The organism is Streptomyces sp. NPDC090741 (assembly GCF_044769045.1).
In the GTDB taxonomy this organism is placed as follows: Bacteria; Actinomycetota; Actinomycetes; order Streptomycetales; family Streptomycetaceae; genus Streptomyces.
In genome coordinates, this window is record NZ_JBIVXF010000024.1 from 1 (window position 1) to 24309 (window position 24309).

The following is a 24309-nucleotide window of genomic DNA, read 5'->3' on the forward strand; positions in this document are numbered from 1 at the left end:
CCCGCGGAGCGGGTCCCACAGCGCTGCGCGCTGTGCCAACGGACCGCCGAGCTTCGCTCGGCGGGAGTCCGCTTCGCGGACTCAAGGCCGGCCTTCGGCCGGGGTCCTGCGCTGCGCTTCGGACTGTTCGGGTTCCGCTGCGCTCCACCCGAACGGGCCCGCTTCGCGGGCCTTGGTGTTCCCGTGCTGCGCGCGGGAAGTGACCCCGTTTCACGGGGTCCGGGCCTCCGGCCCGTTGGGCGGGGCCCGCACCCGACGTCGGCCGTCCGCAGGTTTCCCGCCGCGCGCACCAGCTCGGCGAAGGTCCCGATCATGGCCCGCGCGAACGGCCGCGTCTCCAGCCGGTCGGCGAACATCGACGCATAGAGCTCGACGATGTCGTCGTAGGCCGCCCTGGTCTCGTCCTCGTGCTCCACCGCGCGAAGGAAACTAACATCCGGCACGTTCGCAGCCGCTCTCCGGCCCCGTGCCGACCACGCCGGTCGGGAGCGCAGTCCACCACTGATTCAAAATGCTCAGCAGATACACTCTGGAACACCAAACCGGGCTGACGTCCATCAGGGGCAAGTGTCGAGGATCGCTGAAGCTGCGCAGCACTCGCTGAGAATCTGCAACATCCTGTCCAGCAAGAACGTCACCACCCGTCACCACCAAAACCGCAGCGACCTGTCACCAGCCCAACCATGCCGAGCCCGTCACCAACACAACAACACTCCCCGGCCAATGACAACGGACAACTCCCCAATGACAACGAACCGCAGATTCGCAGGGCTTGTCAGTCCCCCTGGCTAGGGGGATTGCTTCGGTGGGCACGGATGGCGGGACAACCTGTGCCTGTGAGGGAGGCGTGTCATGGGTGGCGGCATTCAGTGGCTTGTGGATCAGGACGACTGGCATCACGGCGTGGTCTTCGCGCGCGGCATCGAGCCGGAGGTGCTGGGAGTGCGGATGGGTGGCGTGCCGGAATCTGTGCTGTCACCGCTCACGGACGCGGAGGCCTGGAACAGGGTCCTGGACCTGGCGACGAACGACGATGACGTTGTGCGGGTCGGTGCCTGCGGCGGTTGGTCCTTCGCTGTCGAGTACGGGCTGGGAGACGGAGGTGGGAGGCTGGCCGAGATCTCGCGAGACGGAGTGGAGGCGATCCACCTGGACCCTTCCCCCGACCATCCTCCGGCGATGTTCTCCTACGCGAGAAACGGTGCGGACCTCTGCAGTTTCGGAATCGGCGAAGAAGTATGGCGATGGGGCGACCAGCCGGACCTTCTACTGCCGGAGCTGATTGCGGCTGGTGTGCTCCACCCAGACGGCACGTACGCACGACCGGAAGGCGAGCCCTACCGTGACCGTGACCGCCACACACTGGCGCTCATAGAGACCCGATTCGGTCTCCTCCTCCCTCGCGATGAGGTGGAGAACCAGCGTCTACCCGCCCTCATCATCGGTTGAGTGACAGCCTCGGACCGAGGCCCTGGGCTTGATCCCCGGCTGGCGGGTCTCGGTGAACACCGTCGCGAAGATCATGGCCGAGCTCGGGCTGGCCGGCCGCAAGGTCCGACGCCGCCGGGGGCTGACCCGGCCCGGCAAGCGGCCGGCCGCGCCAGACTTCGTGAAGCGTGACTTCACCACCGAGGAACCCGACCTGGTCTGGGTCGGCGACATGACCGAGATGTCACCGGCGAGGGCAAGCTCTACCTGGCCACGGTCATAGACCTGCACTCCCGTCGCCTGCTCGGCTATGCCATGGGCGCCCGTCACGACGCGGACCTGGTCGTGGCGGCGCTGAACATGGCCGCGGCTACCCGGGGCGGGGACGTCCGCGGCGTGATCTTCCACAGCGACCGCGGCAGCGAATACACCTCACGGAAGTTAAACCAGGCCTGCCGCAAGCTGGGCGTCTTCCAGTCGATGGGCCGCGTCGGGTCGTGCTTCGACAACGCCGTAAGCGAGGCGTTCAACAGCGTCCTGAAGGTCGAGTACGTCCACCGGCACACCTTCGGCACCCGGACCGAGGCCCGCATCAAGATCGCGACCTGGATCACCGACTTCTACAACACACGTCGGCTACACAGCGTCTGCGGATGGAAGTCACCCATCGACTACGAACGTGAGTACAGGGCCGGCCTCACAATGGGCCTGGCTGCATAGGAAGGACTCCACGATCAGAGGGGATTGACAGGCGCGAGACGCCCCCACCCTGCAACGGCCTGGCCGACTACGCCCCCGACGTACATGAGGTGCTCGCCGGTTTCGACAACGAGTACATAGTGAAGGCGGGCGACAACAAGCCGCCCTGGGAAGCCGAGGGCACCTACCACCTGTCGGTCTGGAACAGCGTGCTCACAAAAACCCTGCGGGCGGTGGCAGTGGACCCCCGGGCATACGCCCTGCTGCGGATGGCAGAGACCCGCACCGCGGCTGGGCGGCTCGCGGCCGTCCCTGCGGAGCCGACCGGCGCAGACCTGTTGCAGCCGACGAAGAACGCCCGCGCTCTCGGCGTCCTGGACGGCATCGCCGACGCAGCCACAAGCCAGAACGCCCAAGAGGCCCGGAAATGGCACGCTACGGTCTTCGGCCGTCTGCTCACCGAACAGGCAGACCAGGCGGAGCCGGCCGGTCCCCTCACCGCCGCGTGGCTCCAGGAACTCAGGAACACCCCCGAAAAGCAGCGCGCGGAACGCCTGCGTGCCCAGGGCGTTGACATGGCCCGCACCTGGGCACAGGCCCGCACCATGGACGAGCCCACCCGGCAGGACCTGATCACCAAAGTGAAGAACAGCGCCCGTAACGCCCGCGAGGAAGTGAAGCACTGGCCCCTAGGGCTTCACCGCGAGACGGCCCAGCCTTCACGGCCACGAAGCAGATCCTGGCGGCGTCAGCGGTCCGACCCAATGGTCGCCGACCGGGCGCAGCAGCACCGAGTCACCTCGCGGCCGACACCACCCGTGTGTCCAAGGGTCACAGCGGAGACGCCATCGGTGTCCCAGGCGATGTCGAAGCGGTAGGGCTTGTCGCCTGGGGGCACCGCGGCACCCCGGACCAGCACCACGCGGTACGGGACGGCGACCGCGCAGGCATGGGACCGGCACCACCCGCGGCTGACCCGGCGGGCGGCGTGGATCGACCACGAGCGTCCGATACCGATCATCACGGGCACCATGGTCCGCCTGAGGGTTCTCAGGAAGACCATGAGCAGCTCGTCCAAGGCATCGACCCCTCCGAATCCGGCCCGGGTAACGGTGCCCTGGGTACCGAGGCCGTCGACGGACCATGCCGCCGACGGCCTCAGCCCGGTCCTGTCAGTAACAACAGTGTGGTCAGCTTGTAAAAGCCGCCGCCGCCCGGCGCCGGGACGGTTCGAATGCGTCAACCGCGCCGGCGCCCTGGCCCGGGGTGTCGTTCCATCCCTGGATCTTCCGGGCCACTCCCTTGATCTTCGGGTGACCGGGTTGGAGCGCGATGTGGAAATGCGACTCCTTTGGTGTCTTCTTGTCGCCGCCCCATGCGACAGTCCCGTTCAACTCCGCCAAGACGTCCCGGACCACCACCAGTTCGTGCGGGTAGAGCCCGCCCCGCACACCGACAGGGTAGGACGACGGCCGGATGGCGATGGCAGTGCCGGACAGGTGGTTCGACTCGTACTCGGCGGCTACGGTCCGGGACGTGGTGTGGCCGACGACTTCACCACCGCGCAAGGTGTCGATCTCATAATGGAAGCGGCGCGCCACGTGCAGCAGGATCGTGGCGACATCGCCGTCCAGGACCGGCACGGACACCTCACTGCCCTCGATCAGCTGTGTGGGCACGCTACCGACAATGGGCCATCCGTTGGCGGACTTGCCGCCCCGCCAGGCGGAGATCCCGCCCGCGGTCTGTGGGTTTTGCACGGCCGCAGCGTTCTCGGCGGAGACCATCCCCCACACCGCAGCGCCGGCGGCGCCCGCGGCAACCCCGACGAACCGGCGGCGCGACAGCCTGCCTATGGACTTGCTCATACCTTCAGTTCCCTCTGTTTCTTCTTGCGGATGACGCGGGCCACGCCCAGCACCATGGTCATGACCAGGCAGACCGCACACAGCACGGCGAGACCCGCGACGGTCGGGTTGACCCAGGAGGGGACGAGGTCCTGATCGGCGTTGCACCAGTTGTGCAGCGGGAACAGCGGGTCGTCGAGGTGTTTTGCCCTGAAAGCGTCGTCGTAGAAATCGCCGCAGGTCTCTCCGATATCCATGCCTCCCCACCCGGCGAAGGCTCCGGCCGCATACGCCGCGGCCGTGAGCACGGCGGTCACGATGGACAGCAGCAGCCACCAGACTGCGCGGGACCAGAGCTTGCCCCGAACCTCATTCCAAACCATCTGGATCACGTCCACGTACTCCTCTTCTGCGGAGGTCGGTCAGCGCGCCCGCGCCTAAGCATTTTCCTGACCCAGGATCTTTTGGAAAGTATCAGCAAAACCTGACACGAACGGCGCCAGCTTGTCGTCCGGCAGGGCAAGTGGCGTCAGGATGCCCTTGCCGAACTTGATGAATACGGCGGTGCGGAGGCTATCGACGACCGACTCGTGTTCGCCTTCCAGCATGTCGTTGGCCGCGGCCTTCACCTTGTCCATGCTGTTGCCGAACCGCTGCGCGTAGAAGTCCGCGAAACGGCGCAGGTGGCCGGTCTTCCCGCCAGGTGCGTAGTGAGCCCGGAACACCTGGTTGATGGGCCTGCTGTTGATCCCGGCCGCAGTGCCGATCAGGTAGCCGTCGGCGTCCTCGACGAGGTCGCCGAAGCCGAACGAGGACGGAACCGTGATCTTCGCCAACCGGTCCTGGCAGAACAGGTAGCCGGAGGCGTAGGAGTCCGCGTTCAGCCGCCAGTCCACGTAGAACGTGCACAGGTCCCCGCCCCAGCCTGCGAAGTCACCGCGGTTGGCCTTCGTGCTCGAGTTGGAGCCCTTGGTGATAACGGCGTTGGCTGCGGCCCCGAGGTGGTCGAGGTTGAGAGAAACGCCATACGACGGGTCGGTGAAGCTTGACGTTCGCCGACCCACTTTTTGGTCGGCGTACGAAAGCCATGCCGGATCCGCGTTGTACAGCAGCGTCTGCCAACCCGACGACAGGCCGTCGTACTTCGGGTGGCGCAAGTATTCGCAGACCAGCTCGTTGGGGTTGCCCTTGCCGAAGGAGACGGCTGCCGTGTACAAGTCGTCGATGTACTTCAGCATCAGGTCGACAGGAGAGTCCTGCAGTCCGACGTTCTCCTTCCCCAGGCCACGATCCGTGCCCCGCATCACGTTCCGGTCGAGGTCAAAGGTGTCCCCACCCGAGGTGAACTTGAATTCCTTGATCTGGGTAAATGACCAATTGTTCGGCATGGAGAATCCGAGGTTCCCGGAGAAGCCCCAGGACATGCCGGACACAAACGAATGCAGCGCGTACGCCTCATCACTGACGCGCTGGCACACATTGCGGGAGCCGTAGACCCCGGCAAGGTACCTCTTTCCCTTCGAGCTCAGAGCCGCCTGGATCCCATTGAAATACGGAATGATGTTTGAAGTGATCTCTGGGTCGGTGGCATCGTAGTCGACAGCGAAGTAGATGACCGTGCCCCGATTCAGCTTGTAGACCTGCTCGGCCCGGTCGTGCGCCTTGGACGCGTGACGATATCCCTCGGTGTAGGTGAAGTCCGGCAGCTTGCGCGCGTTGTACTGGGAGATGGGGAAGAACCTCATCCCTCCATCGAATATCTGGTCCAGCTCGCCTGGCTGGATCTCCTTGTTCAGGTCGTACTTGGGATCGAGTACTTCCTCGTCCAGATATCGGCCCACCACCTCATAGCCCGCTGCCTTGAGGGCCTTGGCCCGTGACAGGGTGATCGAGAACCGGGTGTCGCAGGCGGTGGCGCGGCGGTCCGGGTTGCCCATGGACACCAGAAGCTGGCACCAGGTGTCGTAGTCACCGCGGCCGTCCGTGTTCTCCAGTGCGGAGAACTCCTGGAACGTGGAGACCTTGGACTTCAGATCGTCGCTGTAGGACGAGGCGAAGGAGACGGCGAGGCCGTTGAATATACACGCGGCCGAGAACAGCTGTACGAAGATGCCCGAGCTGCCGGTGCCGACCTGGTGTGCCTGGAGGCTGGCCTGGGTGGTCGGCCCGAAATTACCCGAGGCGGCGTCGTCTGCGACACCGGATTCGTACTGGATTGCCTTCATCAACGACTTCTGCACGTCGCGCGAGTAGATGCCGTCAGCCGGGCCGATACTGAACGAGGACCGGTTGGAGTAGCGCCCGTTGAGCCAACGCTGAATGTCGCGAACCTTCTCGGTCCCGCCTGAGACCACGACGTACGCGTCGAGGGTCAGCAACGCTTTCATGAACTTGGGCTCGACATTCGGACCGCCCTTGTCCAGGCCCATATTGTCCTTCATCTGCATCACAGCACTCTGGGTGGCCATGCCGAAGTCGCCGCCCTCACCGCCCCAGTAGCCCTTGCAGAAGAAGGCATGCTGAATAAGTTGCACGATGTTTCGATTGCCCGTGTAGCCGGGGCCCACAGTTCCGAGAGCCGCGAACTTGGCTTCCGTGGTCGGACCGAAGCTGTCCGACGGGGTGGCGATGCCGAGTTCAATCTGAAGAGCCCGGGTGAGCGCGAACATCGTGCTCCATCCGGTTTGGCCGTTTTCCGGGCAGGCATTGTAGCCCGGCTTCGAGGCGTAGGTCTTGTTGACCCACTTCTGCGCGTCGAGAACTTTCTGGTCCACGTGATTCCTTGTCTGATGTGAGGGCTGTATCCGAGCCGCGCCCACCCCTGTCCGGGCGTGGTCGGCATGGTCTGTTCAGCGGCGGAGTGCCTCTGCCGGTGGGATTCGGGACGCTCTCCAGGCGGGGTAGAGGCCCGCCAGCAGCCCGGTGGCGAGGCCGAGAGCGGGTGCGGTGGCGAGGGTCGTGGGGTCTAGTACCGGCGTCCACTGCCGGGCGGCGGAAACGACGACCACGGCTGCGGTGCCGATGGATGTGCCGATGAGTCCGCCGATGAGTCCCAACGCAGTGGACTCCGCAAGGAACTGCAACGTGATGTGGCGGCCGCGGGCGCCCAGGGCTCGGCGCAGACCGATCTCGCCCGTCCGTTCCATGACGGCTACAAGGGTGGTGTTGGCGATTCCCACCGCTCCTATGACCAGGCATACGGCAGCGAGGAGGAGGAACAGGGAGCTGAGGTCTCCGCCGACGCCGGACCTGAGAGTTCTGGGATCGGGAGGTGCCAGGGCCTTGAAGTATTCGGGGTGGTCCGGGCGCAGGGCAAGGGCTGCCTCGCCGGCAACTTGGCTCGCAGCGCCGAGCCGAGTGGAAATGAGCATGGACGCCCGGTCGTCCGCGGGTGGGCCCCAGATGTGTTCGGCCGTGGAGCGGGGGACCGTCACGGACATCAGGAGGTCGGGTTTGCGGTCGACGTCTCCCAGGATGCCGATCACGGTGAAGGGTGTACTGCCGATGAAGATCGCCGGATTGTTCTGGACACCTGTGATGCCCAACCGTGCGGCGACCGCCGAGCCGATGACCGCGACCTGCTGATGTGCGCGCTCATGAAAGGCGTCGAAGGTCCTTCCCTGGGCAAGGTGAGGGCCCGCTGCCTGGAGGGCTCCCCGGGATGCGGCGATGACCTGGGGGCGTACGGCGCTCCTGCCAGTTCCGCTTGTTCCGAGGAACGACGTGGTGATGTCCTGGTCGGCGCGCAGCCGCACGTTCCAGAAGACGCCGGCGGCGGAGACTCCGTTCAGTGCCGTGATGCGCTCATCAGCGTCTGGCGGGAAGGCCAGAGGGACATGGCCGGCGTCGTGGCCGCCGGTGTCCTTGACGGTGACCTCGGTCGCTGTCAGCTCGCTGAAGCGGCTGTCGATCTGTGAGGCGGCAGTGCCGGTGAGTCCGAGGACGGCAATGAAGGCGCCTACGCCCAGGACTGTACCGAGTGCGGTGAGGGCAGAGCGGGCGGGCCGCTGGAGCACGCCGGCGAGAGCCTCGGCGAGCAGGTCACGTGGTGTCATCCCCGAACGGCGGCCCAGAGTCGATCGCCTGAGCGCAGGACCGGAAGTTCTGTGCCGAGTCATACGCCGATCCGTGCGGTGCTGCTATGGGTCAGGCGCCCGTCGCGGATCGACACGGTGCGCTGGCCCCGAGCGGCAACGTGGGGGTCGTGCGTGATGGCAACGATGGTTGCCCCGTCGCCATGGAGTTGGTCGAGCAGCTCCAGAACCGATTCTGCGGTGGCGGTGTCGAGGTTCCCGGTGGGCTCGTCGCAAAGTAGCAGGGACGGCTCGGTGACCAGCGCTCTCGCGATGGCGACCCGTTGGCGTTCGCCACCGGACAGCCGGGTGGGCAGGGCTTGGAGCCGGTGGCGCAGACCGACGCGGACGAGCGCGGCTTTGGCACGCTCACGCCTCTGGGCTCGAGGAATACGCTGATAGAGCATGGCCATCTCGACGTTCTCTTGGGCGCTACGGTGTGAGAGCAGGTGGAATGCCTGGAAGACGAATCCGATCCGTGATCCGCGCAAGACGGTGCGGTCCTTGTCACGGATGCCGGTGGTGTCAATGCCGTCGAGGAGATAGGTGCCGCCGGTGGGGCTGTCCAACAGCCCGGCTATGTTGAGGAAGGTCGATTTCCCCGATCCTGACGGCCCTACGATCGTGAGGTACTCACCCTGTTGCACGGTCAGGTCGCACGGCAGCAAAGCGGGGACCGGCGGCGGTCCGGGGTAGGTGAGCCCCACTGAGCGAAACTCGATGACAGGAATCGGCGCGGCCTGGATCACGGCTTGTCCCCCGGAGAGACCGTGGTTCGGCCCACACCAATGACCACACGGTTACCGGCCGCGAGAGCGCCTCCGGCGGGGGTGACCTCCACATACCCGTCGCCGGCCATTCCGGAACGGATCTCCACTCGGGTCTGGTTGCCATTGCCTGAGAGGACGGTAAGAGTGGTTCGTCCATCCGCTCCGGAGGAGATGGCCGATGCCGGAACGACCAGGACCTCTCCCTTGGATGCTGCCGCGGTGATGGTCAGTCGGACGTTCTGGCCAGCGAACTCGGCTGGGAGCGCCGTGTCGGGCTTGACCTTGACCACGTAAGCGGGCGCTGCCCCGGCAGCGGCGTCCTTCGCCGTAGGAGCGGGCGCAGCGTTCACTGACGTCACCGTACCGACAGCCCGTCCCCCCGTGGTCTCGGAGAATATTTCCACCTTCTGACCCGGCCGCACCGTGTCCTTCTGGTAGCCCTCCAAGGCGCCATCGACGACTAGTGCTCCAGCGCTGAGGGTCATAAGCTTCTCAGCTGCCGTCCCGCCGACTACAGCATCGACAGCCTCGACCCGCACAGGGCCGTCGGACACGAACGCCACCTCAGAGGCCGGCAACGTCACGCCTGCGGACGCGCTTACAGACGCCCCAGGAGATGCGGGCTTGTCGAGGGTTTCTCCAGTTTTCGCGCTGCCCGGCTTAGGCGAGGGGTCGCCCTTCCCACCCCCGCCAGTCGGCGGCGGATAGCCGGCGGCTTTGTAGAGGGCACGGACGGCCTCCTGGGTACCGGGCCCGAAATAGCCCGACGCGTCACTCCCGCAGTGATGGCCGAGCGCAGCCAGTGCCTGCTGAACCTGTACTACGTCCTGACCGACAGCGCTGTTGACCAAGTTTCGGTAGGCCGGCAGCGAACCGCTCAAGGCCAGCACGGGACGGCCGGCAACCTCGACAAGAACCGAGCCGGGCCTCACGACATCGCCCGGCTTCACGTTCACCTTCGTCACCACCGGTCGGATGGTGTCCGGTCCGCTCAGCCCGGCGGAGGAAACCTCCACCCGCTGAGACGCGCCGACTTTGCCGCGTGTGACCAGCGAAGCCGAAAGCACCCTCTTCTCCACCGGTGCCGTCAGCACATCAGGCGTCGGAGGCGCGGTCTCCGCAGCAACCTGAGCCGGTGACTTGAGCAGGGCGGCCGCTGCTGCGCCAACACCGGTGAGTGCCAGCGTCCCCCCGACGACGCCGATGAGGATCCGACGGCGACGCACCAGCCCGCCGCGCTGCGCAGCAGTGCGTTTGCGTCCCGGCGTACGAGATTCTGTGGTGGATTCGCCGAAGGCGGTGGAGTCTTTCACCGTCCGGCGCCCCTACTTCTTGCCGGCGAGAACATCGGCCGCAGCCTTCGCCGCGGTATCCATGTCTTTGCGGGACTTGTTCAGGGACTCAGCGTGCTTCTCCAGCGCAGCGGCCTGAATTTTGGTCTCCGCTTCCCACCAAATCTTCGCGACCTGAGTCCGGTCGCGGCAGGTTATGTCAGAGGTCGCCGCCGCGATCTCCTCAGGTGACACACTGCGACTACCGAAACGCGGGTCATCACTGGCGTCCAGCGGCTGCTTGTAGTCGTATCCCTGCTCCTTCATGCACGCAGACCACGCCTGGAACGCGGCGACGACCGTAGGATCCTCCTTCGACCGTACAAATGCCTCGTTACCCAGCTTCTGCGCTTCATCCGAGTAATCGACCACGTCCCCCTTGAGCTTGGTGCGTGCTTCGCCCCGACATACCTGGAGCGCCTGCCCGTCAGGGCCAAGGGCCGAGGTTCCGTCGACCGCCCCCACATTCACCGCCGCGTCGTAGGCAGCCTGCTCAGCTTCCTCCGGCTTGTAGCCGCGCTTCTTGGCCAACTCCCCGTCATGGATGCCGTAACGCCAGTCAGTCAGCGTCTTCGGCCCCATCTTCGGCAGTTCAGGCGCCGCACGCCACTGCCCATACCCGGCAGCCTTCATGCAGTCACCGATGAGCATGGCCTTCGCCTGGGATACCTGTCGCCGCTCGTCCTCCGAGGGCAAGTACGCCTCCATCGGTAGCGTCCACGTTGCAGGGTCCGCTCCATTGAAGGCGCGCGTGGGGGCGGATCGGAGAGACGGAGTCGACCCGGACGTAGAAGAGCAGCCGGCTGCAGTGATAACCACCAAGCCGAGAGAAACAAACGTACCCGTCGACCTGGCTGGGAAAGAAATCAAGAAACGCATGCGGTCTACCATTCTGGGACTACGGGACGTGCTCGGGTGAACTGACGACGGAATTGGGTGGGGGAAGGCTGGGCCCCCGCCGGCGTTGAACCCGGCGGGGACTTGCCAGCCGAGTATCCGCTTGGCAATTCAAGCGAATTAACTCATGTCACCCTCGCCAGGCGAACGACGCATTGTTGTTGTATGTGTAGTTCAAGTTGCGCCCCCAGGAGACATCGTCGACCGCACCCTTGAAGCCGCTGTTGTAGTAAACATCAGCCACAAAGGTGGCATGGAAGTTCTTCGCGGAAGCAGCATTGTTCTTAAGGTTCTGCCCGTAACCCGGGGCAGGCGCACTCGCGCCGTCCAGGCAATAGGTCAAAGGCCGCGGACCGCCGAAATCCCAGACGTTGTAGCCCATGTTCCGGTGGGCACCCATGAAGTTGGAGTTATAGAACAGCGTGAACTTGAACGCCCCGTATCCCGGGTCCACACACACATCCTTCCCCCAGTAGTTCGCCTCATCCTCTGCAGAGCCTGCATGAGCGGAAGGTGCAATCAGCAGCGTTGCTGCAGTGGCGACAATCGCGGCCATCACGAAACGAGATTTTGCGAAACTCATAATCAATTCCTTTTACCGGCCGCACCCACGAGGCAGCAAGGGGCCCGGGCAAGCAAGGAGAGAGTCGGCACTGGAGCCCAAACGGCACCAGACAGGCGTACCCGATGCCGCGCAGGCAGCAGGGCATACGCACCCCCATGCACCCAGACGCGGCCAACCCCTTGGATGCGCAGTCTTAGTGAGTCGCCTTGTTGTCGAAGGTGCGGTCAAGCCCTCCTCGGCGACTTGATCATTTAAACATTATTAAGATCCGACAATTTTGGACATTTGACCACCAAGGGATAGTCACGATTGCACAACGGAAGCATGTTGAGGGGTACTGGGACCCATTGCGCCGATCCATTCCTCTCAACCGCCCTACATTTCAGAGCAGTTGACTAAAACTACTACTCAAAGAGCTTCGGCTCCGATTGGTGGCCGCGGAGCACTTTATGTGAGCTCCGGACGCCGGCAGCAGACCGCGAGGCAGCACGCTGTTGCAGTGCCTCGTCGCAGTCTTGCTCGCACCTCCGGTCGCACCGAGCTCATTCACCAGCCCCACGCACCGGTGAGTCGCCGCTCCACTCACTACTCACCGCTTGGAGTTGCGGCGGGTGGGGCAGGGGCGTGCCGGGCAGTCGAGTTCCGCACACCGGCGTGCCGATGCGTGGGTCGTGCTCGCAGGCTCCGCGAGTGACCGAATCCTGCTTGTCCAGCCAGGTGCGCAACAGACGGCCGGTGGCCGGGTTGCGCAGAGTGGGCCCGCCCAGGACGTCGTAGCTGGTGAACACCGTGGCGCCCTGGGCGTCGGTGGTCGATACAGGGCGGCCGACCGCGGCAGGTCCCGCACCGGCTGTTGGGGCGAATCGCCTTCTCGCTCAGCCGGATCGCTTCAGCCGGAAATCGGCCATCCACGGGCCGGGCGCCGGCTCCGAGGTCCCCACGCGCGAGAACCCCAGCCGCTCGTACAGGGCTACAGCCGGCAGGTTCGGCGGCCTCCAGTTCTCCCAGTCCACCTGGCAGGCGTACGGGGGCCTCGCCTACGCCTCGCGGGCGGACCGCGCCACGAAGCAGCAGCAGATCCTGATCGGCGAGAAGGTCCTCAAGGGGCAGGGCGAGCGGGCCTGGCCGCTGTGCGGGCCGTCCTCCGGGCTCGGAGCGGACCACGCCGACCCCTACCCCGACCCGGTCCCGCCGGTGTCCAAGGTCACCGGCCCGGGCGCGGGCACCGTACTGACCGGCCCGGTCTCGCTCACCGCCTCGGCGACGGACGCGGTCGGCACTCCGACCGGCGCCACCTTCTACGTGGACGGCACGGCGGTCGGCACGGACACCGGTACCGGCCCCTCGTACAGGGTGCTCTTCGACACCTCGGCCCTGTCCGACGGCCCGCACACGCTCACGGTCAAGGCCGTGAACGACGCCGGCCAGCCCGGCCCCGCTTCGGCCGGGGTCTCCTTCTTCACCGCCAACCGGTCCACGGCCACCCAGGCCTCGGGCGACTTCAACGGCGACGGCAAGGCGGACACCGGGGTGCTGTACGACTACGGCCAGGAGGACGGCGGCGCCAACCACTCGGGGCTGTGGACGTTCACCAGCACGGGCAGCGGGTTCAACGCTCCGGTGAAGGTGTGGGACAACGTGAGCGGCGGGGTCGGTTCATGGAACTGGGACCGCTCGAAGGTCACGACGGGCAACTTCAACTGCGACGGCAAGGCCGACGTGGGCGTGCTCTACAACAACGGGCAGGACGCAGACGGCACCAACATCACCGCGCTGTGGACTCTCACCAGCACCGGGAGCGGCTTCAACAACCCGGTCAAGAAGTGGGAGAGCACCAGCTCCTGGAACTGGTTCCGGAGCGACCTCGCCTAGGCCGTGTTTTAGATGTCATCTCATTTGGAGTATTGGGTAGGCTGTTGGTCGTGGTGGGGATTGTTGAGCGGCTGGTGCCGGATGAGTTGTGGGTACTGTTCCAGCGGGTGGTGCCGGAGGCGCCGTCGCGGCCGCAGGGGGGTGGCCGGCGCCGGCACGGTGACCGGGAAGTGCTCGCCGCGATCGTGTTCGTGGCCACGTCGGGCTGTACCTGGCAGCAGTTGCCGGCGGCGTCGTTCGGGCCGTCGGGGGCGACAGCTCATCGGCGTTTTTCCGAGTGGAGCAAGGCCCGGGTGTGGGCCAAGCTCCACCGTCTGGTCCTCGACGAGCTCGGCGCTCGCGGTGAGTTGGACTGGTCCCGCTGTGCAATCGACTCGGTGAACATGCGGGCCCTGAAAAGGGGGATCTGACGGGTCCGAATCCTGTCGACAGGGGCAAGTTCGGGTCGAAGATCCACTTGATCACGGAGCGGACCGGTCTGCCCCTGTCCGTCGGAATCTCGGGTGCGAACCTGCACGACAGCCAGGCCCTCGAGCCCCTGGTCCGCGGCATACCGCCCATCCGCTCGCGCCGCGGACGCCGACGGCGCAAGCCCGGCAAGCTCCACGCGGACAAGGGCTATGACTACGCCCACCTGCGGAGATGGTTACGCGGACGCGGTATCAAGCACCGCATCGCCCGCAGGGGCATCGAGTCCTCGCAGCGACTGGGCCGCCACCGCTGGACCATCGAACGCACTATGGCCTGGCTCGCCGGCTGCCGCCGCCTCCACCGCCGCTACGAACACAAAGCCGAGCATTTCCTTGCCTTCACCAGCATCGCCTGCACCCTCATCTGCTACCGAAGACTGGCCAAATGAGATGACGTCTAAGGCCGGCCGAGGGCCTCACCGCACAGCGGCCGCGGGGGCGGACCCTCTAGCACCGGCACCCTTAGCATCTACGCGAACGGATTCTGAGCACCAAAGTTGGCCGTCGGAGCCATCTATGGCGCACCGCCACAACAGGTCAGCTTGCGAGTTCATCGGTGGGATCGGCAGGCCACAGCGTTTCTGGGCGTGGTCTGCGAGTCGCTGACCATCGAAACCCGCGAGGCGGGCGCCCCTGACACGCCCTGCCGAAGGCGACGTCCCAGTTTGCTCGGGTCCGGCCTCCGTACGCCGCCCTGGCTCGCGCTACGAGGCGACCGGCCTGGTCGCAGTCCTTGACGAATGGCATTGACCGGAAGCGGCCTTCCCGTCTTCGGTCACCAGTCCCGGCCGGCGGTCAGCTCCTCCGCATCCGCGCCGGTGAACCCGTACGCCGACGCGACGAAACAAAACTCGTCACAGATCCACTCACGCGCAACCGTCTCGATCCCGCTCCCGGCCGCCACGAACTCCCTGTCCAGCAGGTTGAACTCCTCCGTCGTAGCCTGAGTGAGCTCGTACAAGGTCGCCAGATCCGACGGCCGCTCGGCCTCAATTCGTTCGCACAGCCGCAGCAGGACCGCCTTCCCCTGGTCGACTACGCGATCAGGGAAGTACGAGTCGTCGTACATCTGCCACAGGAAGGCGTGTCCCGCTACCTGCTGGTTTGTGATCGGCATAGCGCTTTCCTACTCCCACGTAGAGCTGATGTGCCGATCATGCACAGCACCACTGACAACGGCGCCCCCTATGTATGCCAGACCGCACGCGACCAGGACCATTTCACAACAGGCCCTCACCTGCCTGTCACGAGCTCTGCTGGAGGCGCTCCGCAGCCTGAGCAGGGGTGTCGTAGTAGCCAGGCCGTGCCAGCAGGACCGAGCTGAAGTAGTAGCCCTGTTCTTCCTCCGGCTCATCGTCGGCTGCGAACGGACGCCAGAAGCTCAGTAGCAAGTCTGCGGCGATGAATGAAGCATCGTCGTCAGGATCTTCCTGGATCAAGGTGAATTCACCGACGCGCCGGATAACCTCGCGGGCCGGAAGCGCGAATAGGTCCACGCCCTGGAACGACACTCGGTCCGTCGGGGACGACGGCCTTCCCAGCTTGATGGCTTCAAGCATGTCGCGCACGCAGTGGATACTGATCATCAGCCCGCTGGGACGGAAGACGTGCTGCCCTGGCCGATCAGACTCCGAGAGCGCAGATAGATCGCGGAGCGAGTCCAGCGCCGTGTTGGCCGCGTGCCGAGTCATACCGATCCGCAACGGGCCAACGCCGGTCGGTGGGGCAAGGTCGAAGTCCATGCGGGCATGATCCCAAACGGATTACTCGACGAGTCACGAAGGGCCATCCAGGCGGCTGAGCAACCAGTTGGCCACTGAACGTTCTAGTTGGCCGGAGTTGCACGTAGCGGCAGAGCCGGAGCCTCGACGGGTGGCGCGCGCGTTCTGCAAAATGGAGGTGCTGCCCCCTGGCCTGCGCAGGCAGGATCTCCCCATGTCAACAGATGTCAGCGGAATGATCGAGTGCCGGCCGGGGGCTCGCCTGTGGGGCCCTGACGACGAGGACTCCGTATGGGAGGCCGGCATCGATCTCTGGCTCCTCAACACGGGCAATGCCTACGACGGCCTGGCCTGTCTTTTCGGAATCCGGAACTACTTCGGTTTCCGGCCCCTCGCGGAGGATCGCGGCTTTCCGGATGATGCCTCGGAGCGGCTGCGACGTGAGTTCGCCGACTTGGGCGGCCCCCCTGATGTGCACGGGACGACCTGGCTGACCTGGTCCGAGCTGGAGACCACGGACTGGCAGGGGACCGATGCCTCGGGCACGCGAACCCGCGGCTCAGCCGCGGGGATCGACACCCACTGGGGCCCAGTCTGGAAGGTCATGCGCATCCTCAGCGAAATCCACGGCGCCGAAAACGTACGCCTCGTCGCCTGGTTCCACTGACTCGCGCCTGAGCAACTAGTTGGCCAGGCTGGCCAACTACGACGCATTTGAAGTGGGCGACCCCCTCGCGCATCCGCTGTCCGGGGCTGTCGTAAGCTCCGCGCGGTTGATCGATTACACATGCAGGCAGTCGGACTGCGACCGGGGAGGGCACGATGCCCCGATGGGCCCGGGAGGCGAGTGGGAACAGGGATGAGGTTGTAAGGGGTATGGGGAACACACGTGCACTGGGCGCAGCGGCAGTGGCCGCTCTGGTCCTGTCGGGGGCCGTGGGTTGTGGTCTGGCAGCGACTGCCGGAAGCAGCGGGACGGCGCCCGTCGAGGTGAGCACCGTGGTTCACGACGGCTCCACCACCGAGGAGGACCGCCGCTGGGTAGATACCCACTGGGCTGCTGGTGGCATGGCCGAGGTGGCCAGCGTGGACGCCAAGGACAATCTGGTCCAGCCGGCGTGGACCGGCGGTGGCTCGATAGCCCGTACGGTCGGCCGGCTGTACGGGATGTCGGGTGTGGACGGCGGCTCCGGTGCCTGCACGGCGACCGTCGTCGGGGTCCGTACCGTGATCACTGCCGGGCACTGTGTCAGGACATCGACCGAGGGATCGCCTGCACGAGCCGCCGCCTGGGACCGGAACCTCTACTTTGTACCGGGGTATCAGGGCGGGTCGGGGCCTCATGGCGGCTTCACGGTGCGCCGGGTGCGGATGGCCGAGGACTGGGGGGCGGACGGACGGGACGTCGCCATGCTGGAGATGAACCCCGGCGCCGACGGGCGGAACATCTCGGATGTAGTCGGGGCCCAGCCCATCTCGTTCACCGCGGCACCGGGCGCGTCCGGGCACTTCTTCGGCTACCCGTACACGGACCGGGTCCTGCACTGCTCGGGCGTCACTGCCTGGGCAGCCGGCACAGCCCTGGTGCGGATCCCCTGCCACATGGGGGTGGGGTCGAGCGGTGGCCCGTACCTCTCGGGCGACCCGGCGGCCGGCAGCGTCGTCGCGGTGAACATCAGCGGCGACGAGGACACCAGCTACGGAACGGCACTCGGCGCCTTCGCGCAGAACCTCTACCGGCAGTCCGAGCACGGCTGACGAACTCGTGCGCAATCTTCGCAGGTCAGGGCTGCGGGGATTGAGCACAACAGTTGGCGAATCCCGCCAACCATCGTGCACGGTCACAGCGCTGTGACTTAGCGCTGTAGTTGGCCGGTTGAGCGTTCTAGGTGGCCCGCAGAGCGTGCGTGCCTCCTGGCCGTTTCCGCTGTCACTGGCTCCGCGTACGGTCTGCGCATGGTTGATCAGCAATGGAGCGGTGTGGGTCCTGGAAGACCCACTGGCCGATGATGGGCTTGCCGAACTCGAAGCACAGATAGGCGTACGGCTGCCGGATGACTACCGGAGCTTCCTCTCCTGCGTGGGCGCTGGCGGCGCGGGTCCTGCGTACGGTGTCTTCCCGGTTCGCCGCGTGCAGGGCCGCTGGCGCTGGGAAGGAGACGGTGCAGACCTGGCTGACCCGGCCATGCTCGCCTGGCCCTTTCCTGACCACGGCCCGGATCCCGAAGACCTCGACGCACTTCTCGCCGTACGCCCTGAAGAAGAGGACTTCGACCAGATCGAGGACTTCGACGACGCCATCGAAGCGTGGGACGAACGCTGGGAAGCCCTGATGTTCGCCCCCGAGCGCACCGCCGGCGCCATCGTGATCTCCCACATCGGCTGCGCCCAGAGGGAGTGGTTGATCATCAGCGGCACCCACCGCGGCACCCTCTGGTCCGACTGCCGCGCAGACGACGCCGACCTCGCCCCGCTCCTCGACCAGGCCGGCAAGCCGGTCACCTTCACCCACTGGTACATCGACTGGCTGCAAAAGGCGGAGCTCACCGCGCACCAGCCATCTACGAACACCTGGCGCCGGACACTGGCGTGCACGGGCACTGCGCCATCGACACGATGAGCGTTGTAGTTGGCCACCCGGGCCAACTACAACGCTAAGTCACACCGTGTGTGACTGAGCGCCTCACTTGGCGGGTTAGCGCTTGGGGTGGGGAATCTGAGCGCTGTGGTTGGCGGGCTGTAAGCCCGTGGCGTGGGTGCGTTGTCACAGCAGGTGAGCCCTCACTGCGGCATTGCAGGACTCCTGCCGCCCCGCCACGCAGAGTGGAGCGGGGCGGGGCGGGGCGGGGCGGGGCGAGGCGGGGCGAGGACGGGGGTCAGGTGCGATGGTTACTGCTTGGTCCGGAAGTCGAAGCGCACGTTGAGGTCGGCGAAGTCCTTCTCCTCCGGTCCTGTGGTGCTGGACTGCACGTAGATACGGAAGTCCGCCTTCGGCATCGCCCGCTGGACAGGGAAGGTCCAGGTCTGCTTCCAGGGCCCAGCCGCCGGCTTGTAATCCCCGGGTGCCCCCACCGACTCCAGGTAATAGAGGAGTGTCTGGGTCCGTCGCGAGAGCGTGATGTTCCCCAACTTCACCTGGACATTGACGATGACCTTGGTCAGGTCGACCTGCTCCCGGAGCTTGCCGACCAGCTCCACGGTCAGAGGCTGTCCGGGCACCGGAAAGCTCGGCGTGAGGGTGATGTCCTGGATTTCCAGGAGGTAGGACTCGTCACTTCGGTCTTCGATCAGATCACTAGCCATAAACGTAGCGTATTGGATCAACTGCGTAACGTGATGCTTGCGGCCGGAGGCAAATACACGGGCGTCACCGAGACGCTCCTGACGGCGCTGCCTCAGCAACGAGCCGCACGCGGATCAGTCGCGTCCCAGCCGCCGCCACCGGCTCGGCCGGCTCGCCCGCTCTGCAGGGATGGCGCCCTTCCTGCGCTTGCTATCCGCGATGATTGCGCCCTGCCGGCGCCTTCAGGTCGCACGCTATGAGCGCTTGAGTTGGCGAGGTTCGCCAAGCGAAGTCCTCGGTCACAGCGGCTGAGACTTGGCGTCCTAGTTGGCCAGTAACACACTGTGAGCGAACTCGTTGCTGCAAGTTGTGGTCGGGTACGGAGAAGCATGTACAGCGGGAGGGATTTGCTGTCCTGGAGCGCGGTTTCCGTGGGGGTTGCAGCGGTCTCCAGCTGGGCAGTACTCGCTCGGGTGCCTCCGCTCGGCGCCCGCTCGCGACCTGGTGGTGTCTGCGTGACCGGGACCGACAGCGTGCTGGGTGGTGACCCGCTCTACACGGCCGCCGACCGAGGCGAACTCGACCCACGCCTGGCCGGCTTCCTGGACCGCAAGGCCCGCGCCGCCGCCGAGCAGGGTCTGCCCGGCGAGCTCGTCGACGTGCTGCGCGCCTTGCTGTTCTCGGGTGGCAAACGGGTCCGGCCCCCTGCTGTGCGTGATCGGCTGGCACGCCTCCTGCTACAGCAACCCTGTGGGAGATCGCCCGCCGCCGTGAGAACCAGATGAACCACAGCCCCTTCCCACCCGCGTCCACACAGCCCTGCACGAAGCGGCGCGCCCAGGCCCCCGTGAGCGAACCACCGACAGGATCGAGGCAACCATGACGACTGCCGACACCACCGCGTCCGCCACACGCGATCTGGCGGCTTACGGTCCGGGCCTGGGCTCGGCGCCGCGGTACGCGTTCTTCTGTCCGATGCCGTACGCGATGAATCCGCACATCGAGGCCGCCCGCACACACACCCTCGACTTCTACCGGAGGCTCGGAGTCCTCACCGACAAGGGCGCCGAGGCCGCGAGCGGATACCGCATCGAGGTGTGGTCTGCGTGCGTCCACCCCGACTGCGACGAGGATTCCCTCAAGCTCATGCACGACTGGGACATGTGGGGCACCCTCACGGACGACTACATGGAGGCCCGCGATGTCAGCCTGGTGAAACCCATGATCGAGGGCTGCCTGGCGATCCTCGCCCCCGACACCGCAGAAGGCGCCCGGCCCGGGGCCCATCCGCTGGAGATCGCGCTGGCGGACATCTGGCGCACGACCCGCGAACGCGGGATGTCACCGCGCTGGAACCAGCGCCTGGCGGACCGGCTCTCGCGGTGGATCGAGACCTATCTGCGCGACGCCGACATCCGCGCCAAGGACAGGCTCCCGAGCCTGGAACGCTACATCGACAACCGGCTGTGGTCCGGGGCCTCGCCCGCCTACATCCACCTGACCACGCTCGCCTACGACTGCGAGATGAGCGAGGCCCTCCTGGCTTCACCCACTGTCAACGCCATGCTCCACAGCTGCTCCACGTTTGCCCATCTCGCCAACGACGTCTACGGCCTGGAACGCGATGCGTCCTGGGGGGACGACATCAACGCGGTGCCCATCATCGAACGGGACTTCGGGTGTACCCGCGAGGAAGCGATCCGCCGCACCATCGAACTCGCGGACAATTACATGAGGCACTACCTCTCCCTGGAGAAGTCACTCCCCAGCGTCCTGCCCCAGGCATCGACCGAAGACCGCGAGAAGCTGGACACCTTCGTGACGTGCTTCCGGCATTACATGCGCGGCGCACTGGACTTCTATGAGGGAACCGGCCGATACGACGAGAGGCCCGAAGCCGGGGACTACCACAAGGTCGGATGGCTCGCTGCCGACTGACCGCGCCCGGGTCGGTGGGCGCCAGCCAAAGCTCACCCCGGCTGGGTCACGCCCCAACGACGGGCAGGAGATCGTGTCCGGCAAGCGCGGTGCGACGCGACTGGGCCTCGCCGGGCTGCTGAAGTTCTACACGCAGTACGGCCGGTTTTCTCCAGGGCGGGTGGGAGCCGGCAGGCGAAGCACCCAGGCCAGCCGTATCCGTTGCTTTGTGGCGGATGCGGCGGGGCCCCTGCCCGACGTCTACTACGGCGTAGCGCCGCTGAAGCCGAAGTCGCCAGAGGCCCGGGCGAACGTCGTACCCTCCGTGCCCAAGCCCTCAAAGAGCATTTTGTTCCGGTAGGGGTGTTTGGTAAAGGCCCTTCTGACCTGACGAAGCAGGCGGTGCAATCGCTGGTTGGGTCGGGCGGTTGAATGCAGGGATGAACGATTCTCTGTGGGGCCGGCTCTCGGTCGAGGGCCAGCGGGAGGTGGACCGCCTGATCACCGCCGGTCGCAACGTGCAGGCCGTCTTGGTGATGCGCGAGTGCGCCGACGGCCTGATGCCGGGGATTCATGAATGCGTGGATCTCCTCGACTGGCGTTTCACCGCCTTGCGTGAAGCGTCTGGCGGGGGTGGAGGCTCTGGTTAGAGGTCGCGCCAGTTCGGAGTCGCCTCTCGCGTGAGTCTGCGGCTCATCAGGTCGATCATCGCGAGGTGGATCATGGCTTCGGAGCGGTGTGGGTGGGCTTCGTAGTCGCGGGCCAGGCGGCGCTGGTGCATGAGCCAGCCGAACGTCCTCTCCACGACCCATCGCCGCGGGATGACTTTGAAGCCCTTCTGGCCGGGGTCGCGGTGGACGACTTCGACGTCGATGCCGAGGCGGGCGCCGTGGTCGATGGCCTTGGTGCGGTAGCCGTTGTCCGCCCAGGCCTTGGTGACGAGCGGGTGAGCCACCGAGATTTGTGAGAGGACCTGGATGCCGCCGGCATTGTCGGAGACGCTGGCGGCGGTGACAAGGACGGCCAGGAGGAGGCCGAGGGTGTCGACGCCGATGTGGCGTTTGCGGCCGGCGATCTTCTTGCCCGCGTCGATACCCTGGCTGGCCGCGGGCACGTTCGCGGAGGTCTTGACGCTCTGCGCGTCCAGGACGCATGCGCTTGCTTCGGGGTCGCGGCCCTCGGCCTCACGTACCAGTCGCCGCAGCACACCGTTGAGCCGGTCGAAGACGCCGTCCTTCTGCCAGGCGGCGAAGTAGCCGTAGACCGTCTCCCACGGTGCGAAATCGTGTGGCAGGTAGCGCCAGGGAATGCCGGTGCGGTCGACGTAGAGGACCGCGTCCATGATCCTCCGCAGATCGTGCTCGGGCGGCCGGCCTATGTCCAGGCCCTTCCCTCTCCGCTCGGCCCGCCAGGCCGACAGAATGGGCTCCATCAACTCCCACCGGGCATCGGACAGATCGCTTGGGTACGGTCGCTGTCGGCGCATGTTTCGGTAGTACCGGGACCAGTCCCTCGACCACAGGGCGCAAACGGGGGTGAGGGGGGCGCCTTGGGATCAGACAGGAGCCAAGGGACCCAAGCGGACCCTCGACCGTCGTCACCCGCCACAGATGCCACGAAGGCGACCAACAGCCTCAACCTTCACAGGCAGGTCACCCACTCAAGAACCCATCAAACACCCCTGCCGGGACAAAACGCTCTTTCAGTGACTGTTTGAGATGGGTAGCACCACAGGTCAGCCCTGGTTTGTAGCGAGTGGGGCGGGTGCAGCCGTTCCAGTTCTGCGTCACCGTGACAAAGAACCGGAATGGCTGGTGGGACGGTGCCTGTCGCCGGACCTTCAGGTGCCCGGGTGCAGGCTGTGGAGGCGGACCCCGGCGGCCTCGGCGACGGCCACGAGGGTGCCGTCGGGGGAGAACGCGACGTGTAGGACAGTGCCGGGCTCGTGGGCAAGGCGGTCGGCGACCGGAAGGCCAGTAGCCGGTCTTCTGTCCGGCGAGGTGGGACGGGGTGTAGGTGCCGCGCCGGGGCCAGTGCGCCGCGGGCTCGTCCATGAGCGCGGACAACCGCTCACGTGACTCTTCGCGCACCTCAGGATCCTTGCGGCCACCCTCTCGTCCCTGGACAACGGAACGTTGTCTCGTTACCCCGGTGGCGGCGCATGAACCGGACGCGCGTCATTGTCCCGGATTCCTTCTCGCGCGGTCCGGCGGAGTCCGCCAGGACGGCGGCCAGGCGACATCCGACCGTGTTTCCCCAGTGGGCAGGCCAAGACTCGCTCGCGCAAGTTCGAGGTATGCCTGGCGGGCAGTTCGGTATTCCGCGAATGCTGTGTCCCATGCTCCGGCGTCCGCGGGGATCAGACCACGAGCCAGCCACTCGAGATGCCACAGACAGTGGTTCACCCGGACCGTAGCGCTGTTGGTCGCCGCGTCGCCCAACAGCCAGAGCCCCTCGCTCAGAGCCGAGCGATGACTCTCGGCCTCCCCCAACTCGCCAAGTACCTCATCGGTGGGTTCCAACGGGGCGGATCCCGTCGCGATCCCACGGAAGACAGCGATGCGTAGGTAGCGATGCGCCAATGCCTTGACCGCGTGGCCGTACTCGGCATAGGCGTTCAGCCGCCGCTCGTCCCAGCGGACCGACTGCTGCCGACGCCATCGGGTGCGCTCGTTCGCACTGCTGACCAGATACGACGTTGCGGCACCCACAACGACACCGACGAGGGGGAGTGCTTCGCTGATCAAGCTCATTGACTTCCCTTCAGTGCAGTGGACGCGCCTACGTGATGAGAACGCTCCCCGATGGCTGAAGACGGCGACAAGCGCCCGGTCAGTGGATTCCCCAAAGCGTTCGCTAACGTCGGCCGGAGAGAGAACATCGTGGACACGATCGAGCAATTGTGGCGGTATTCGGTCAATCGATACGGGACGCGGAGGGCAAGTTCGGATCCGGAAGGACACCCGGCGTTTCCGGGGCATGGACGGCCTCCTGAACTTGAGCTCCCGCTACACAGGAGACACCGACGAGCCGGAGCTGATCGACCCCTACGGGCAAGTGGTACCCGACGCCGCTGCCTTTCATCCGTGGCTATCTCGGCCGCAACGACCGTTCCCCAGCGGCAACAGCCCGCTGCCGGACTCGCGGACGAGCGACGCGCGGTCCGGATCCGCGCCTTCCCGCGTCCTCGGACGCGGGGCCCTTCTGGTTCCCCCCTCAGTTCACCGAAGTAGCGGAAAGGGTACGGCTCCGCGCAGCGGATCCCGCCGCCGACGTGCCACTCCAGCACCGGCCCGAGGGCATCGCCGTGTTCGGCGCACCAGGAGACGGGGACCACGCCGGCGCAGTCGTGCCGTCTGCACACGCACGCCTGGCCCGTCCGCGCGTACGCCACCGCGTGGCGGCGTTGCTCCGGTCAGGCGGGCCGTCACCGCGA

At 66.0% G+C, this 24309-nt stretch carries 26 protein-coding genes and 1 pseudogene; 13 read left to right on the forward strand and 14 right to left on the reverse strand.

Going from position 1 to position 24309, the window contains the following annotated elements; genetic code table 11:
* Positions 1 to 242: 242 nt before the first annotated feature.
* Positions 243 to 416: pseudogene (locus tag ACIQU4_RS39310) on the reverse strand (SAM-dependent methyltransferase); the annotation flags it as partial.
* A gap of 436 nt (positions 417 to 852) precedes the next feature.
* Between ACIQU4_RS39310 and ACIQU4_RS39315 the strand changes: the two are divergent.
* The 4 genes from ACIQU4_RS39315 to ACIQU4_RS39330 all read left to right on the forward strand — a co-directional run bounded on the left by ACIQU4_RS39315 (position 853) and on the right by ACIQU4_RS39330 (position 3005).
* Entirely contained in the window at positions 853 to 1449 is a 597-nt protein-coding gene (locus ACIQU4_RS39315) for a hypothetical protein (RefSeq protein ID WP_403741751.1), read from the forward strand.
* A 52-nt stretch (positions 1450 to 1501) separates the two neighbouring features.
* Entirely contained in the window at positions 1502 to 1711 is a 210-nt protein-coding gene (locus ACIQU4_RS39320; RefSeq protein WP_403741753.1) for a hypothetical protein, read from the forward strand.
* A gap of 17 nt (positions 1712 to 1728) precedes the next feature.
* Complete coding sequence (locus ACIQU4_RS39325; protein ID WP_403741945.1) at positions 1729 to 2148, forward strand: transposase; 420 nt, start codon at positions 1729 to 1731, stop codon at positions 2146 to 2148.
* A gap of 89 nt (positions 2149 to 2237) precedes the next feature.
* Positions 2238 to 3005, forward strand: coding sequence for a hypothetical protein (locus ACIQU4_RS39330; protein ID WP_403741756.1), 768 nt, complete (start codon positions 2238 to 2240; stop codon positions 3003 to 3005).
* A gap of 312 nt (positions 3006 to 3317) precedes the next feature.
* Here the strand turns inward: ACIQU4_RS39330 and ACIQU4_RS39335 are convergent, their stop codons facing one another.
* The 8 genes from ACIQU4_RS39335 to ACIQU4_RS39370 all read right to left on the reverse strand — a co-directional run bounded on the left by ACIQU4_RS39335 (position 3318) and on the right by ACIQU4_RS39370 (position 11628).
* Positions 3318 to 3995 carry a hypothetical protein gene (locus ACIQU4_RS39335; RefSeq protein WP_403741758.1) on the reverse strand — a complete coding sequence of 226 codons (678 nt, stop codon included), beginning with the start codon at positions 3993 to 3995 and terminating at the stop codon, positions 3318 to 3320.
* On the reverse strand, positions 3992 to 4372 hold the full coding sequence (locus ACIQU4_RS39340) for a hypothetical protein (RefSeq protein WP_403741760.1): 381 nt from the start codon (positions 4370 to 4372) through the stop codon (positions 3992 to 3994). The genes ACIQU4_RS39335 and ACIQU4_RS39340 overlap by 4 nt, the downstream gene beginning before the upstream one ends.
* A 39-nt stretch (positions 4373 to 4411) precedes the next feature.
* Positions 4412 to 6748, reverse strand: coding sequence for a glycoside hydrolase domain-containing protein (locus ACIQU4_RS39345; RefSeq protein ID WP_403741764.1), 2337 nt, complete (start codon positions 6746 to 6748; stop codon positions 4412 to 4414).
* 75 nt (positions 6749 to 6823) lie between these two features.
* The gene (locus ACIQU4_RS39350) at positions 6824 to 8092 is read right to left on the reverse strand and encodes an ABC transporter permease (protein WP_403741767.1); all 1269 of its coding nucleotides are present in this window, start codon (positions 8090 to 8092) and stop codon (positions 6824 to 6826) included.
* A complete protein-coding gene (locus ACIQU4_RS39355) occupies positions 8089 to 8796 on the reverse strand; it encodes an ABC transporter ATP-binding protein (RefSeq protein ID WP_403741770.1) in 708 nt (235 codons plus the stop codon). Before ACIQU4_RS39355 ends, ACIQU4_RS39350 begins: the two co-directional genes overlap by 4 nt.
* The gene (locus ACIQU4_RS39360; protein WP_403741773.1) at positions 8793 to 10130 is read right to left on the reverse strand and encodes a peptidoglycan-binding protein; all 1338 of its coding nucleotides are present in this window, start codon (positions 10128 to 10130) and stop codon (positions 8793 to 8795) included. Before ACIQU4_RS39360 ends, ACIQU4_RS39355 begins: the two co-directional genes overlap by 4 nt.
* Before the next feature lie 12 nt (positions 10131 to 10142).
* On the reverse strand, positions 10143 to 10844 hold the full coding sequence (locus ACIQU4_RS39365) for a hypothetical protein (protein WP_403741776.1): 702 nt from the start codon (positions 10842 to 10844) through the stop codon (positions 10143 to 10145).
* 331 nt (positions 10845 to 11175) lie between these two features.
* Positions 11176 to 11628, reverse strand: coding sequence for a hypothetical protein (locus ACIQU4_RS39370; RefSeq protein WP_403741779.1), 453 nt, complete (start codon positions 11626 to 11628; stop codon positions 11176 to 11178).
* 762 nt (positions 11629 to 12390) lie between these two features.
* On the opposite strand from ACIQU4_RS39370, the gene ACIQU4_RS39375 reads away from it, so the two are divergent.
* The gene (locus ACIQU4_RS39375; RefSeq protein ID WP_403741782.1) at positions 12391 to 13482 is read left to right on the forward strand and encodes a transglycosylase family protein; all 1092 of its coding nucleotides are present in this window, start codon (positions 12391 to 12393) and stop codon (positions 13480 to 13482) included.
* Between the two features lie 59 nt (positions 13483 to 13541).
* A protein-coding gene (locus ACIQU4_RS39380) for an IS5 family transposase (RefSeq protein ID WP_403741947.1) occupies positions 13542 to 14341 on the forward strand; the annotation gives its coding sequence in 2 pieces (ribosomal slippage) (positions 13542 to 13881 and positions 13881 to 14341; 801 coding nt in all).
* Between the two features lie 386 nt (positions 14342 to 14727).
* Here the strand turns inward: ACIQU4_RS39380 and ACIQU4_RS39385 are convergent.
* The gene (locus ACIQU4_RS39385) at positions 14728 to 15069 is read right to left on the reverse strand and encodes a DUF5713 family protein (protein ID WP_403741785.1); all 342 of its coding nucleotides are present in this window, start codon (positions 15067 to 15069) and stop codon (positions 14728 to 14730) included.
* Positions 15070 to 15196: 127 nt separating this feature from the next.
* Complete coding sequence (locus tag ACIQU4_RS39390; RefSeq protein WP_403741787.1) at positions 15197 to 15694, reverse strand: hypothetical protein; 498 nt, start codon at positions 15692 to 15694, stop codon at positions 15197 to 15199.
* A 193-nt stretch (positions 15695 to 15887) separates the two neighbouring features.
* Here ACIQU4_RS39390 and ACIQU4_RS39395 point away from each other — a divergent pair, with 193 nt between their 5' ends.
* From ACIQU4_RS39395 to ACIQU4_RS39405, 3 genes are all read left to right on the forward strand, one after another.
* The gene (locus ACIQU4_RS39395; protein ID WP_403741789.1) at positions 15888 to 16340 is read left to right on the forward strand and encodes a hypothetical protein; all 453 of its coding nucleotides are present in this window, start codon (positions 15888 to 15890) and stop codon (positions 16338 to 16340) included.
* A gap of 323 nt (positions 16341 to 16663) precedes the next feature.
* Positions 16664 to 17431: a trypsin-like serine peptidase gene (locus ACIQU4_RS39400; RefSeq protein WP_403741792.1), complete on the forward strand. Its 768-nt coding sequence runs from the start codon at positions 16664 to 16666 to the stop codon at positions 17429 to 17431.
* A 202-nt stretch (positions 17432 to 17633) separates the two neighbouring features.
* Positions 17634 to 18293 carry an SMI1/KNR4 family protein gene (locus ACIQU4_RS39405; protein ID WP_403741795.1) on the forward strand — a complete coding sequence of 220 codons (660 nt, stop codon included), beginning with the start codon at positions 17634 to 17636 and terminating at the stop codon, positions 18291 to 18293.
* Between the two features lie 269 nt (positions 18294 to 18562).
* Here ACIQU4_RS39405 and ACIQU4_RS39410 read toward each other — a convergent pair whose 3' ends face one another.
* A complete protein-coding gene (locus tag ACIQU4_RS39410; protein WP_403741798.1) occupies positions 18563 to 18976 on the reverse strand; it encodes a hypothetical protein in 414 nt (137 codons plus the stop codon).
* A gap of 495 nt (positions 18977 to 19471) precedes the next feature.
* On the opposite strand from ACIQU4_RS39410, the gene ACIQU4_RS39415 reads away from it, so the two are divergent.
* From ACIQU4_RS39415 to ACIQU4_RS39430, 4 genes are all read left to right on the forward strand, one after another.
* Positions 19472 to 19741: a hypothetical protein gene (locus tag ACIQU4_RS39415; RefSeq protein ID WP_403741800.1), complete on the forward strand. Its 270-nt coding sequence runs from the start codon at positions 19472 to 19474 to the stop codon at positions 19739 to 19741.
* A gap of 94 nt (positions 19742 to 19835) precedes the next feature.
* The gene (locus ACIQU4_RS39420; RefSeq protein WP_403741802.1) at positions 19836 to 20894 is read left to right on the forward strand and encodes a hypothetical protein; all 1059 of its coding nucleotides are present in this window, start codon (positions 19836 to 19838) and stop codon (positions 20892 to 20894) included.
* A gap of 73 nt (positions 20895 to 20967) precedes the next feature.
* Complete coding sequence (locus tag ACIQU4_RS39425; RefSeq protein ID WP_403741804.1) at positions 20968 to 21234, forward strand: hypothetical protein; 267 nt, start codon at positions 20968 to 20970, stop codon at positions 21232 to 21234.
* 79 nt (positions 21235 to 21313) lie between these two features.
* A complete protein-coding gene (locus ACIQU4_RS39430) occupies positions 21314 to 21523 on the forward strand; it encodes a hypothetical protein (RefSeq protein ID WP_403741807.1) in 210 nt (69 codons plus the stop codon).
* Here ACIQU4_RS39430 and ACIQU4_RS39435 read toward each other — a convergent pair.
* Positions 21520 to 22359 (reverse strand): IS5 family transposase, encoded by an 840-nt coding sequence (locus ACIQU4_RS39435; RefSeq protein WP_403741810.1) that lies wholly within the window; start codon positions 22357 to 22359, stop codon positions 21520 to 21522. The genes ACIQU4_RS39430 and ACIQU4_RS39435 overlap by 4 nt on opposite strands.
* 691 nt (positions 22360 to 23050) lie before the next feature.
* Positions 23051 to 23626 (reverse strand): hypothetical protein, encoded by a 576-nt coding sequence (locus tag ACIQU4_RS39440; protein ID WP_403741813.1) that lies wholly within the window; start codon positions 23624 to 23626, stop codon positions 23051 to 23053.
* Positions 23627 to 24309 lie beyond the last annotated feature (683 nt).

Bases quoted from the DNA above. Each gene is read 5' to 3' on its own strand.
- ACIQU4_RS39315 (WP_403741751.1), top strand. From the start codon at position 853: ATGGGTGGCGGCATTCAGTGGCTTGTGGATCAGGACGACTGGCATCAC.
- ACIQU4_RS39335 (WP_403741758.1), bottom strand. From the start codon at position 3,995: ATGAGCAAGTCCATAGGCAGGCTGTCGCGCCGCCGGTTCGTCGGGGTT.
- ACIQU4_RS39350 (WP_403741767.1), bottom strand. From the start codon at position 8,092: ATGACTCGGCACAGAACTTCCGGTCCTGCGCTCAGGCGATCGACTCTG.
- ACIQU4_RS39370 (WP_403741779.1), bottom strand. From the start codon at position 11,628: ATGAGTTTCGCAAAATCTCGTTTCGTGATGGCCGCGATTGTCGCCACT.
- ACIQU4_RS39385 (WP_403741785.1), bottom strand. From the start codon at position 15,069: ATGCCGATCACAAACCAGCAGGTAGCGGGACACGCCTTCCTGTGGCAG.
- ACIQU4_RS39390 (WP_403741787.1), bottom strand. From the start codon at position 15,694: ATGGACTTCGACCTTGCCCCACCGACCGGCGTTGGCCCGTTGCGGATC.
- ACIQU4_RS39395 (WP_403741789.1), top strand. From the start codon at position 15,888: ATGTCAACAGATGTCAGCGGAATGATCGAGTGCCGGCCGGGGGCTCGC.
- ACIQU4_RS39410 (WP_403741798.1), bottom strand. From the start codon at position 18,976: ATGGCTAGTGATCTGATCGAAGACCGAAGTGACGAGTCCTACCTCCTG.
- ACIQU4_RS39420 (WP_403741802.1), top strand. From the start codon at position 19,836: ATGACGACTGCCGACACCACCGCGTCCGCCACACGCGATCTGGCGGCT.
- ACIQU4_RS39430 (WP_403741807.1), top strand. From the start codon at position 21,314: ATGAACGATTCTCTGTGGGGCCGGCTCTCGGTCGAGGGCCAGCGGGAG.
- ACIQU4_RS39435 (WP_403741810.1), bottom strand. From the start codon at position 22,359: ATGCGCCGACAGCGACCGTACCCAAGCGATCTGTCCGATGCCCGGTGG.
- ACIQU4_RS39440 (WP_403741813.1), bottom strand. From the start codon at position 23,626: ATGAGCTTGATCAGCGAAGCACTCCCCCTCGTCGGTGTCGTTGTGGGT.